Source organism: Paenibacillus sp. M-152 (assembly GCF_003856555.1).
GTDB lineage: Bacteria > Bacillota > Bacilli > Paenibacillales > Paenibacillaceae > Paenibacillus > Paenibacillus polymyxa_C.
In genome coordinates, this window is record NZ_CP034141.1 from 4382741 (window position 1) to 4396061 (window position 13321).

The following is a 13321-nucleotide window of genomic DNA, read 5'->3' on the forward strand; positions in this document are numbered from 1 at the left end:
GCTCACGGTTTGATCATCTTCTTTAATCAGCCAACGTTCAATATGCCTGCTGACTTCATTAAGATTCCTTGTTTTCGGAAGCCTCTTCAGCGCCTTCAGTTGCCGCTGCATCACCTTCCACAGCAGCATTCTCTACCTCGACTGCACGCGGCACGATCACGGATGCCAGTAGCTCCTCTTCAGAGACATGCAGCGTCACACCTTTAGGAAGCTTTAAGTCGCTTGCGCTCAGCTTGTCGCCAATATCCAGTGCGGATACATCCACTTCAATTGTGGACGGCAAGTCAGAAGGCAAACCTTCAACTTCGACTTCTGTTTCTTGAACTTGCAGGATACCGCCTGTTTTTGTACCTACAGGGGTTCCCTGATAATCAATAGAAACACGCACGCGAAGCGGTTTGTTTTTGGAAATTTTTAAAAAATCGGCATGCAACCATTGGTTGTCACGCTGTTGATAATCTTTAATAATTACTGGGATCGTTTCTCCGCCTTCTACTGTGAGATTAAAAACCTCTGAACGTCCGGTTCTGACTACTTTATTAAATTCCTTGGCATCGACATGTACAGGGGTTCCCTCGATTTCAGAGCCGTAAACCACAGCTGGAATCCGTCCTTTTAACCTTAATCCACGAATGGCCGAACCCTTCTTCTCTGTTCTCGGCTGGGCGGTTAGTTGAATACTTCCTCCATTAGAACTCATGATATACAACCTCCTTCAGGTTACCTTACAAATGATTTTCCTCCAAGAATCTTGCTTGGTTTACCAGTCGTACTACAGAATATGAGCCAGCAAGCTGGCAAAACTAAACAAGTCCATAATTCTATTTTACCCCTTTTTTCTGAAAGTGACGCACATTTGCATAAAAAAATAGCATTTCTCGAAACGATCGAAAAATGCTATTTTCTCGTGTATATATGGCAACCAGGCATACAAGGTTATCCTGCCCGGTTATCGTTAACCAGTAATAAATATTCCTCTCTGCCACTATGAATCAATACCTGCATCACAGACTGGGTCAGATCTACATCAATATATCGATCTGCCTCCACATCCTTGGCATCCCAGTGATTCAGGCGGACAATGTAGCCAATTCGCTGTACATCAGGAGCCACCCGAATGCGGGCTATTGCCCGGCCGTCATCTAAATCTTGAAATTCAACATGTCCGTCACGGTACCCAGTGCCCCATATCCACACATTCCAGCCAGAGTATTGCCGATCTGCACGCTCGTAGATCAATTCAATTGTGCGGAATGGAATAACCTCTCTATCGTTTCCTAGCTGGGCATCTGTCATTGCTGTACCTGCAATCTCTTGATTTGTCCCCTCATCCAAGCCTTTCGTTTTGTTATCCACTTGCTCGTTAGCTTGATGATCATGCTCTGTCAAAAAGGAGGCTTGGGGAGGTCCATCCTGATCGTACAACACCATCATCGACCAGCGCGATACCGTCACACGATGACCTACCACTTCATACCGTGTCTCAATCCCGGCCCCGTGTGCATCCACGACTACATGCCAACGGTCCGATTCCGCAGGCAATGATATGGTCTGCTCTGTATCCGAACCGTTATAAATCACTACAATATGATTCCATGCATCGCCGTTAGCATGGTGTCTCAAAGCAAAAGCGACCACATGCCCACTGCTTTGCAGGACTTCCATATGCTGCTCCACCAGCTCACGCTGATCCATACGGAATGCCGGGTGACTGCGTCGCAAAGCAATTAAGCCCTGGTAGTAATCAAACACAGGTCGAAACCTCGCCTTGTGATTCCAACGGATGGCGTTCACCACATCAGAGCTTCGGTAGCTGTTATGGTCTCCATATTTGGAACGCAGCAGTTCATCCCCTGCATGGATAAAAGGAATGCCTTGCGATGTCAGAACCATTCCGTTAGCTAACAGGGACTTACGTACAGTTTCGTTTTCAAGTAGGTTACTTTTCTCCATCTCCTGATACGGGTCTGCTTCGGCTACGGCTTGTTCGGCTGTCCTTCCATCTTTGGGGTTCCCCTGCTCCCATTGCGGAAAACGACAATGCTCCCGCAAATGTCTCACCGTCAAAATTTTATCCCACAAATTGAGATTATCGTGGGCCGTTACATAATTGACGGTCTCTGATGGCTGAGCTGTGAAATCATAAATAGCTCCAAAAGCACCTTGAAGTACCCGTTCCTCCTGATTTTCCGCACCCGTAGCAAACCCGCTTCCTGTACCGTCGCTATCTCCCTTAATGGCAGAACGGTAATTGTCGTTAAAAACGGCAAAACCCTTATCCCGCTGCGTTCCTTTTAATGTAAGCAAAGGCTGGGGGGACTCTCCTCCTGTCCAAGGCTCACCATAGATCAGCAGATCGGGACGTATCTCAGAGCGAAGTTCTCGGGTAAGCTGCTCTACAGTCGGTGTATCAATCAACGCCATCAAATCAAACCGGAAGCCATCTATGTGATATTCCTCTGCCCAATAGCGTAGTGAATCCTTGATATACTTGCGCACCATCGGACGTTCGGTTGCCAACTCATTACCTACACCTGATCCATTGGTGAGCTTCCCTTGCTCATCTGTACGGTAATAATATCCTGGTACAACTGGCTCAAACGGACCCTTTTCCACCGAATACGTATGATTGTACACGACGTCCATAATGACACCGATGCCGGCCGCATGCAGAGACTGTACCAGCAATTTCAACTCGCGTATACGCGCCTCCGGATCAGCTGGATTGGAAGAGTAGGACCCCTCCGGCACATTATAGTGCTGCGGATCATAGCCCCAGTTATATTCAGTTCCTAATTCCGAAAAGTCATTCACCGTATGAAAGTCAGCCACGGGAAGCAAATGAACATGTGTAATGCCGAGCTCCAGCAAATGATCCAGTCCGATACGGTTACCCTCGGAATCCGTTAATCCCGTATACGTAAAGGCTGCAAACCGCCCCTGAGCGGCAGATAAATCTTTTATACCCGTATTAAAATGGGGGGACATCGAAAAATCGCGCACATGAAGCTCATAGATAATGGCATCTGTCGCACGCTCAAGTACAGGCCCCTCATCCTGTTCCCATCCATCCGGGTTGGTTCGATCCAAATCAATGATAGCCGTACGTTGCCCGTTGGCTGATACCGCTCTGGCATATGGATCGGCAGCATAATGAATGGTGTGGTCCACCCACTCCAGCCTGTACATGTAATAATATCTGTTCCAGTCGCCTTCCAGTTCGATAGACCATACACCTTGATCATCACGGCTCATTAGAAATTCCTGACCACCACCGTGCTCCTGAACGATTCCTTCCTGATCGTATACCCCTGCGTCGGTATACAACGCTATATGAACCTGCTGTGCAGTCGGTGCCCATACCTTAAATTTGCTGCCCGCAGGCGTATAAGTAAGACCCAAATCATAGCCTTCATATATGGGATATGCTGTGTGCTCAAGTCCCTTGAGCTGATTGAAATCAGACATTCCTGTTCACCACCCATTTTTATACATCGGCTTATAGCCTCTGTTCATCCATCATTTATGATGTTTATGACTTGTCAATATACCTCAGGATTTGCAAAATCCTCACCTCATAGGCTATCAAAATAAGACAAGCTTGAAAAGCTGGATGAATTAAATAAGGATGACACTCTCATTTCAACACGCACACTCCATTTTATGACAAAACGATGAACAGGCTACAGCTTTCGCCTCCAAAGCATCACATTTATTTTCTAGCTTTTATCACTTATAGACTAGACTGAAAAAAGCATGCTAAACCATGTACCATTTTCAGGAGAGTCGGCGGTTATCCATTTGAAAAATTTCGTCAGCCATTCGCATGGTAGAGCTTCGATGCGATACAAGGATAATTGTTTTATCTTGCTGCTGTTCTTTTAACGATTTTAAAATAATCGCTTCGTTCAAACTGTCCAAATTGCTAGTTGGTTCGTCCAGCAGTAAGAGGGGCGCATCATGAACAAAGGCTCTGGCCAGTCCCAAGCGCTGACGTTCTCCACCAGACAGCCTGTCCCCCAACTCTCCAACTCGGCTGTCATATCCTTGAGGCAATATCATAATAAAATCGTGCACTGATGCCTTACGGGCTGCTTCTACAACCTGTTGATGTGTAGCATCAGGCTTTCCAATTTTGATATTAGCTGCAATGGAATCATCAAACAGGAATGTATGCTGATCGACATAGCTTTGCAAGCTTCTTAAATGTCGGGTCTCAATGTCCTTTAAATCGTGTTCAGATAGCAAAATTCCACCTTGTTGCGGGTCCCTGAATCGCATCAGCAACTTCAACAACGTTGACTTGCCGGAGCCGCTTTTACCCTGAATACCTATAATTCGTTTGGGCGGTATCGTGAGACTTACGTCCTTCAGCACCGTTTGACCATCGTATGCAAAAGTCACCTTATCTATCTGCGCTCCAGTAAAGCCAACAGTCATTCCATCCATATTTTCTTCTACCTCCGGGGTCTCCTCCAGCAGACTCAGCACTCGTTCCCCGCTTGCCAGCGTCTGAAGCAAATTGTTAGACAAATTGCTCAGCGCGACCACCGGACCAAATGAACTAAACAGGGCAATGACTGAAATCAGCATACTTGTAAAATCCATCTGCCCCTTAGACATGCCATACAATCCAGCTAGCAGCATCAAGAATGAAAATCCGACTACAGCCGCATCTGTGATCGCTCTTGTGATGCCTTCGTGATGCTTCAAGTCCTTCTGCTTGGCATCCAACTGATCCGTACGACGGTTAATTTCATTTAATCGTTGTTCCCCTTGCCCATATTGAACAATTTCCTTCATCCCGCGTAAGCTGTCCAAAAAATAACTACTCAGCTGGCCGAAGCTGCTCCGGTATTCCATCCCTTGGCGCTTACCCATACGTGACGTAAGCAGAGGAATGAACAAACCGACGGTTATGTAAGCAAGCGCAGCGATCCCGCCTAGTAAAGGCTCATAAGAGCTTATAAAAAACACCATAATCAGTGAAGTAATAATGCCGATCATAACAGGCGATATCGTATGCGCATAAAATACTTCCAATAGCTCAATATCACTTGTAATCAGCGAAATCAGATTCCCTTTGTCTTTGCCTTCAAGCTTGGCTGGAGCCAATCTGCGCAAGGCTTGAAGCACCTTGTCACGCAGCACGGCCAGCAGCTTGAAAGCGAGATAATGACCGCTCATTTGCTCGCCATAACGAAATACGCCGCGTAATACAGCACATAGCACGATGGCAGTCAGCAAAAATGTCATGCTGTAGCCTGTCGTGATGCCCGTTGCTGTCAGTAAGGCAAGGGCCCCATACACAATAATGCCAATAGCACACACAAAACCAAGCACTCCTGTAACAATCGTAATGAGCAGCACAGGTAAAAGAGGCCCTGCCAAGACCAACAATTGACCCATAATCCGTAAACCGTGTCTACGCATATACAGCACCTACTTTCACAAACTGTTCCATCCTATGCTGACTGAGATACATCTCCGCATAATGTCCCTGCTGGCTCAACAGCTCCTGATGCGTTCCGGATTCTGCCACCAAACCATTTTGTAGCACATAAATGCAGTCAGATTGGATCACGTTTTCCAGTCTGTGAGAGATGAGAATCACTGTTTTTTGACCTGCCAGTGCATGTATGACCTCCATGATGCCTTCCTCACTCTCAACGTCAATGTTAGAGGTGGCCTCATCAAAAATATACACATGACTATCGTGCAGCAACGCTCTGGCCAGTGCTAGCCGTTGGCGCTGTCCTCCTGACAGATTCGCTCCCTGCTCCTCTATCTCTGCTTCCAGTCCCCCTTCGGAGAGAATAAAATCATACAGCTTCACTTGCCGCAACGCTTCCAGCATTTGTTGCTCATCCGCGTGCTCATTCCCCATTCTCAAATTCGCTTCTACAGTGCCTTTAAAAATGTAGCTGTTAAAACCGATCCAGGTCATATGACGCATGCGGCTTTCTTCCGTAATGGAGGTCAGTTCGGTTCCTCCGATCTTCAGGCTTCCTTGATAGCCCTCATGATGTCCAACGATCAATCCGGCTACCGTACTTTTACCTGAACCTGATTCTCCAACAATGGAAACAAAGCTCCCTTGAGGGATATTCATGGATATATTTCGTAAGGTATCTCTTTCATCGTAAGCAAAATTTACCCGTTCCAGTTGAATGTCTGTGGCTTCTATGCTTTGTTGTCCTTGTATAAAATCCTCTGTACTCAACATTTGGAATATTTTATCACTTGCTGCCATTCCGTTCATGGCGATATGAAAGTAGGAACCGAGCAGACGCAGCGGAATGAAAAACTCTGCCGACAGCAAAACAATGATGAGCGCTCCCGCCAAGCCAATATGACCTGAGGAATATTCGCTTACCGCGACCAGCACACCTGCGGCGGCACCACCAAATGCGATAAGATCCATGACAGCCACGGAGTTTAACTGCATAGTCAGGACTTTCATCGTCATTTTGCGAAAATCCTCAGCCGCTGTGTTCATCTCCTGATGTTTATCCTGGTCTGTCCCGTAAATTTTGAGCGTGGTCAGACCTTGTACATTTTCCAAAAAGCTGTGACCCAAATTGACATAGCTGCCCCAATATTTTCGAAACAGCTTTTTAGCCATCCTCATAATGACAATAATGGACACTGGAATTAAGGGAACGCAGATTAATAGAATAATAGCCGCTTTGAAGCTGACAAAAGAGAGGGTGATGAACAACGTTACAGGCGCAAGCAGACTATAGAATAGCTGAGGCATATATCTTCCAAAATAGGTCTCAAGCTGCTCCACCCCTTCTACAGCAACCTGAATAACCCCCGAAGTGGAAGTATGATCTGTATAAGAGGGTCCCAGCTTTAGCAGCTTGCTGTAAATCTGCGAGCGCAGCGTTTTTTTAGCATTGATTGAAGCCCGATAGGACAACATACTGGCTGCATAATTACTCAGAAAGCGAACTGCAATGGCAGCCATAACAATGACCGTCATGAATAGAATCAGCTTGCGAGTCACTTGTCCCTCCCATGCTTGCTGCATCACAAAGGCCATAGACAAAACAGCGGCTATACTCCCTAAAAGACCGATCCACTGTACAAGCACACCCAAGATGATATATTTTCGAGAATGCTCCACCAGGCCTAACAGACGACTGTCGACCATTTTAGATCTTTTTTTTGGAGTAGGAACGGCTTCAGTTGAAGTCAGAGTTTCCGCCTCAGCTTCTCTCACAGTTCCGACTCGGAATATAAAGTAATAATATTTAAAAAGGATGACTAAGACGATGAGCGTTTTGCCCCATATATTAGGAGTAAAGATAAATCCTGTAATCAGCATAGCTGACGCTAAGCCCAATGACGTAATTTTTGTGGACAGCTTCAACGACCTGGTTTGAACAAAACTTTCCAGATATTTTTGATACAGAGACGTATTTGAAAACCACCGATGAATCCTTTCTGACCCCCGCATAAAGAAAAAGGTTGCCAGCAGCAAAAACGGTGTAGTCGGCAGCAACGGCACCACTACGCCAATAACTCCAAGCGCCAAAAATAAAAACCCTAAGGTAATATAAATCGGTTTCACTATAATCCCCCTAATATATATACTGTTAATGATATTTTATAGATAATGATAATCATTATCAATATATATAATTTAGTCAGGTTGTTATGTGATGTAAATCACGCATATAAAAATCCTCTTGAAGCTCAACTCTACAGAACACTTTTGTGCTCATGTAGATTTGGTCTTCAAGAGGATGATTGAGATAAGTGCGTGTTATTACGTTGTTTTATGAACTTATAATATCATATTGCTCCAATACCTGCCGATGTAACGGGTCATCTGCAGGTATGGACGTATAACGTGTCAGCGCTACACTCACCCCTTGGCTGCGAATCACCTGCTGAAGCTCAACTGCTTCGGGGTCTTCCGTAATATCAAATTTGCAGGCAGCAGCCATTCCTAACGCCAGATGATCGGTCCGGATACCATACTCCTGTGCTTGCAGCGCGGGACGTACAAGACGGTCATTGGGAGACAGCTTGCGAAGCGGTGAACGTCCGACCCGAGTAACCTCGTCTGTCAGATTAGGATTGCGGAAGCGATCCAGAATCTTAGAGATGTACTTCTTATGCTCCCCTTGATTCAAGCCGAATCGCTTTACAAGCACCGCTCCTGTTTCCTCCAGCGCCCCTTGGATTGAATCTACCACCTTGGTATCCTTCATGGCCTCCTGGATCGTGGCATAACCTGCGGTATAACCAATATAGGCCGCCACGCAATGCCCCGTATTCACCGTAAACAACTTGCGTTCAATGTAAGGCTCCAGATCCTGCACGTAAAGAATGCCTTCGATTTCTTCATGGTCAGCTGCCATCTGCGAGCGATCCACCACCCACTCGTAAAAAGGCTCTACCTGCACATGCAATGGATCCTCATGATGCTGGATCGGCACAATCCGGTCTACAGCAGCATTGGGGAAATATACCGAAGCCTCTGCCTTGGCACGAGTCGCCTCATCCAGTAGCGCAAAAACATGCTCTTTCAGTTGGGTGCTGCCTCCAATTGCATTTTCGCAAGCGATCACATGCAGCGGGCCTGCCCCTCGCTCCACCCGCCGCGCTATCCCCTCGGCAATACCTGCTGCAATATGCCTGAGGATGCTAACCCCGACTGCGGTCGTTACCAGATCAGCATGATTTACTGCATCCGCTACAGCGGATGCATCTCTGCCGTCAATCGCGGTTACATTCGTTACCGTCTCCGTATCCTTCGTATCATTCGCCAACTCAACAGTATATTGCTTGCGGCGGCGTAACTCAGATACAAGTGTCTCGTTGACATCTGAAAAAACAACCTCATAGCCTGCACGCGACAGAATCAGCCCAATAAAGCCGCGACCGATATTTCCTGCTCCAAAGTGGACGGCTCTCATAGCTCCAGCTCACTTTCGAACAGATCTATAATTTCCTGTGGGATCACCGCGTTGCGAAGTTTGTCCATGTTTTCTTCCTCCGCACATACCACAGCGATACTTGTCAAAATCTCCATATGATCGCCGCCTTGGGCTGCAATGCCGATCACCATGTATGCTTTTTCTTCCCCGAAATCTACGCCTTGCGGGAACTGAACGATGGAGATGCCAGTGGATTGAACAAGTGTCTTAGATTCCTTGGTACCATGTGGAATAGCCAGCCCGTTCCCGATATAGGTGGATACAATCTCCTCGCGTTCAAGCATCTTGTCAATGTACTCAGTTGTAATATGTCCTGCATCCAGCAGGATTTGTCCTGCCATACGAATCGCCTCATATTTGTCTTTGGCGGTTGCGTTCATTTTTATTTTGTCTATCGTCATAATACTCACGGTAGGTTCCTCCCTGTCCCTAATTTACTGTGAAAAAATTCAGCCAGCTCAGTCGATATATAATTGGCAATCTGATCTCTACTACCGTGTTCCAGTAGTGTAATCATGTCTTCCTGCAGCAGTAATGCACTAATCTCGCTCAATACCTCCAAGCTTTCTTTCGGTAACTCACGAGGTCCCAACATCAGCAGAACGCATTCCACTTGTTCGTCTACATCCGCCAACAGCGGCTCAGCCAGCCTATACAAGGCCAGCGAAGGCTGGCGAATATAGGGACTGCGTGTATGAATTAAAGCAACGGAGGTATCAGCAATCACCTGACTACCTTGGCGCTCTCTTTCCATAAGCTGTTCAGCAACAACAGAAGGCTCTGTGACATTTCCCCGCCCTGCCTCCAACATGCATATAGCCTCTATGGTAGCTGGCATATCCATCCCTTGATTTTCCAGTGGATACACTTGAAATTGCTGTACAATGTGCACAATCTCCTCAAGACTTTTCCGTAGACCAGTAAGCCACTCCATGCCCTGGCCGGAGAGTACAGCCTGTTCCTGACGATGATCACTGAGTTGATTGAGTGTAATATGCTGAATGAAATGACGCAGGCGGTCACTCTCCTCTTGCGTCAGCAGCGGGCTGATTTTGAGATACCGATCCGGCTCAAGCGGTAGCTCCACTGTCGAAATGATCAGATCATAATCCTCCTTGGGAATCCGCGTTGCCTCGTACCATGAGGCCCTATCCACGATTTTGATCTGTGGCAGCTCCTTGGCCAGTCTTGTTGCCAGAAGTCTGGAAGACCCAATTCCGCTCGTGCAGACTACGATTGCTCGAACCTCCCGCTGCAATTGTCGCAGCCGCTCCAACGAAGCGCCAAAATGCATGACCAGAAATCCGATCTCTTCATCTGGTACTTCCATTTCCGTCATATCCGCCGCAGCCTTTTTGACCGAGTCGAACAAGCTGCCGTAATCCTTGCGAATTTGCTGAAGGAGAGGGTTGCGGATCGCTCTCCCTTCCCTCAAACGTTTGAATACTGGAGCCATATGGGCAATCAGCCCTTCACGCAGGACACGATCCTCTGCTAATGGTGTGCCTGTCTCTGCCTCTACACGACGAATCAACTCATGAACCGACTCCAGCAGTACAAGATCATCCAGTGGCAGCAAGCGGGTGGAATGATCCTCAGCATCACGGAACAGCAACCCGAAATAACATCGTTCCGGTTCTGGAAATTCAATATCCAGCGCCGCTGACAACTCTGCGCATATACGCTCCACCATAGCTGTGCGCAGCATGATATTCTCCTCTGAATCTGTTTTCGAATACGAGAGACGATGATCCACAACGTACCCAAGGCGCAGACGTGCCAGAGAAACGCAAATTTGAATCAGCAGTTCCATATATTTGCTTTCCACCATGTTTTTCAGCCATTGATCATGAGGCTGCCAGAGAACATTCTCCACGGTTAGCAGATTCTCTCTGCCAATCATCTCCAGCAATTTTTCTGTGACACGTGTTACGGGACGAAGCTCCTCTCGGCCGGAAAACAGATCCGATTCATCCAAATATTCGAGAGCAAGCTCAGAAATCGCCCGTCTTTTGTCTATCTCCCGGCCTGTAATCTCGACACCGTATCCCCGTCTGCGCACAAGCACGAGCCCTCGATCTGCGATCCAGCCTTGTAATTCGTCCAGATCATGACTGACCGTAGTTACTGTGACTCTCAAATCCGATGCTAGCGCCAGCAGCTTGATCGGCTCCTGTGTATCCAGCAGCATGCACAGAACTACAATTTTTCTCTCCTCAGCCGAGTATTCGTCTGACTTCGTATGCAGTAATTGCTCCCGCAGACTTGCAAGCTGAGTCGGGCCGGCATCCACATAGATACCGATCCCTGATTTTTTCTCCAGCTTTACCTCATGAGCCGCCAACCAACACTCAACTGCGCCAAGTTCCCGATGAACCGTCCTTGTGCTGACATTGATCTTCTCAGCAATTTCCCCGGCCGTAACCTCTTGGGGCTGCTCCAAAAGATACTCTACGATGTCAGATTGTCGTTTCGTAATATTCATAAGCGCATACCGTTCCTTCCCAAGCTCTCATCCCTTCCAGCAGGAAATACAAACTGTATACAGCCGGCCTGACTTTATGGGGATTAAGAATCGGATTTTAGCCGTTCAACTAGCGCTTCGTATTCAGGGCTCTTCAGGAAATTGTCAATGGAAATGTGCTCAGCATTCGGGGCTACCGTTTTAGCCCGGTCTGTCAACGTTTTTTGTGTAATGACAATATCCGCATCCTGTGGAATTTCACTGATTGCCGTATTCGTTACCGTAACGCCCACGCCCGCCTGTTTCATTTTTTTGCGCAAAATTGAGGCTCCCATGGCGCTTGAACCCATACCTGCATCACAGGAAAAGACAATTTTATTCACCTCGGATTTATCCTTAAGCGATCGATCTGCGGCAATCTCGGCAGCACGATCGGATGCGCGGTTATCTTCCATTACAGTGGCGTTAGCGCTTGCACCCTTGCTTTGATTTTTCATATCTTTCAGACGGGATGCAGCTTCCTCCAGCCCCTCTTCCTTTTGCTTACCAGTTTTGAGTAATATTGCGGCAACCGCAAAGGATACGACCGCAGCTGCGATTACTCCGCTCAGCATCGGCAAATATCCGCCTTTGGGTGTCATCAGGAAGTAAGCAATGATACTGCCTGGTGAAGGAGCAGCAACCAGTCCGGCACCTGTCAACATAAAACAGAAGGTTCCCACAACGCCCCCTGCTATAGCAGCGAGAATCAGAATCGGCTTCATCAAAATATAAGGGAAATAAATTTCATGAATCCCGCCGAAAAAATGAATAATGACTGCACCAGGAGCAGACGACTTCGCAGAGCCTTTACCGAACAGGCAATAGGCCAGCAAAATACCGAGTCCCGGGCCAGGATTGGATTCAAGCATGAACAAAACGGATTTTCCTGTTCTTGCAGCTTCCTCCAGCGCAATCGGACTCAATACTCCATGATTCAGTGCGTTGTTGAGAAATAATACTTTTCCGGGCTCAATAATGAGATTGACAAGCGGCAGTAGCCCTGCGTTCACGAGGAACTGTACCCCTGTCGACAACACTTGACTGATGGTTTGCACGACCGGGCCGATCGCCACATGCGCTAGTAATGCTAGAATGGCACCGATAATCCCAGCCGAGAAATTATTGACCAGCATTTCAAAACCTGATTTGACTTTGCCCTCAATGGCCTTATCGAACTTCTTCAATATCCATGCAGCCAGCGGACCAGCTACCATCGCGCCCAGGAACATCGGGATATCGGCCCCCACAATGACCCCCATCGTCATAATGGCACCGATCACACCTCCACGCTGTCCGTGAATCATCGTGCCTCCCGTGTAACCGATCAGCAGTGGCAGCAAATAATTTTTCATCGGATCAACCAGTTGTGCAAAACCCTCATTTGGGAACCACCCGGTCGGAATAAAAAGGGCCGTAATTAATCCCCATGCGATAAAGGCTCCCATATTGGGCATAACCATACCGCTGAGAAAGCGGCCAAAACGCTGTACGGCGACACGAGCGCCACCGTTTGAACTGGACTTTGTGTCCACTGTGCTCATATTCATATCCTCCTTGTGAGTAAATAGCATCACTACCTTTTCTTAAAATTCATACTAAATGACAGCGCTATCTTCATCAACGAAATGAAAACGTACTTTCGTCATGAACGTTGATGACAACATTTAAATTTAAAGTAACGACAAGGCATTATACCTGCATAATTCTTCTTAATATGGCCGATAACAATAGAAATTAGTCGAAAAAACACTGTTGTAAATCTGTGCAATTGTATAAAGAGGCTCTCTTCTAAGCCTGCGTAAGCAACGTAAATACGTCTTCTAAAAGACAACAAAAAAATAGCCGCTATGTCAGGCATAGC

At 47.1% G+C, this 13321-nt stretch carries 8 protein-coding genes; all 8 read right to left on the reverse strand.

The window, feature by feature from the left end; translation table 11 throughout:
* Nucleotides 1–58 precede the first annotated feature (58 nt).
* Nucleotides 59–700, reverse strand: coding sequence for a 50S ribosomal protein L25 (locus EGM68_RS19075; protein ID WP_013372564.1), 642 nt, complete (start codon nucleotides 698–700; stop codon nucleotides 59–61).
* 236 nt (nucleotides 701–936) lie between these two features.
* Nucleotides 937–3468 (reverse strand): type I pullulanase, encoded by a 2532-nt coding sequence (gene pulA, locus EGM68_RS19080; protein WP_129549819.1) that lies wholly within the window; start codon nucleotides 3466–3468, stop codon nucleotides 937–939.
* Between the two features lie 309 nt (nucleotides 3469–3777).
* Complete coding sequence (cydC, locus tag EGM68_RS19085; RefSeq protein ID WP_129549820.1) at nucleotides 3778–5433, reverse strand: thiol reductant ABC exporter subunit CydC; 1656 nt, start codon at nucleotides 5431–5433, stop codon at nucleotides 3778–3780.
* Nucleotides 5426–7579, reverse strand: a complete 2154-nt coding sequence (locus EGM68_RS19090; protein ID WP_129549821.1) for a DUF454 family protein — start codon at nucleotides 7577–7579, stop codon at nucleotides 5426–5428. The genes cydC and EGM68_RS19090 overlap by 8 nt, the downstream gene beginning before the upstream one ends.
* Before the next feature lie 208 nt (nucleotides 7580–7787).
* Nucleotides 7788–8933: a mannitol-1-phosphate 5-dehydrogenase gene (locus EGM68_RS19095; RefSeq protein ID WP_129549822.1), complete on the reverse strand. Its 1146-nt coding sequence runs from the start codon at nucleotides 8931–8933 to the stop codon at nucleotides 7788–7790.
* Nucleotides 8930–9364 carry a PTS mannitol transporter subunit IIA gene (locus EGM68_RS19100; protein ID WP_013372570.1) on the reverse strand — a complete coding sequence of 145 codons (435 nt, stop codon included), beginning with the start codon at nucleotides 9362–9364 and terminating at the stop codon, nucleotides 8930–8932. Before EGM68_RS19100 ends, EGM68_RS19095 begins: the two co-directional genes overlap by 4 nt.
* Nucleotides 9361–11439, reverse strand: a complete 2079-nt coding sequence (locus EGM68_RS19105) for a BglG family transcription antiterminator (protein ID WP_129549823.1) — start codon at nucleotides 11437–11439, stop codon at nucleotides 9361–9363. Before EGM68_RS19105 ends, EGM68_RS19100 begins: the two co-directional genes overlap by 4 nt.
* 83 nt (nucleotides 11440–11522) lie before the next feature.
* Complete coding sequence (locus EGM68_RS19110) at nucleotides 11523–13001, reverse strand: PTS mannitol transporter subunit IIBC (RefSeq protein WP_129549824.1); 1479 nt, start codon at nucleotides 12999–13001, stop codon at nucleotides 11523–11525.
* Nucleotides 13002–13321: the final 320 nt, after the last annotated feature.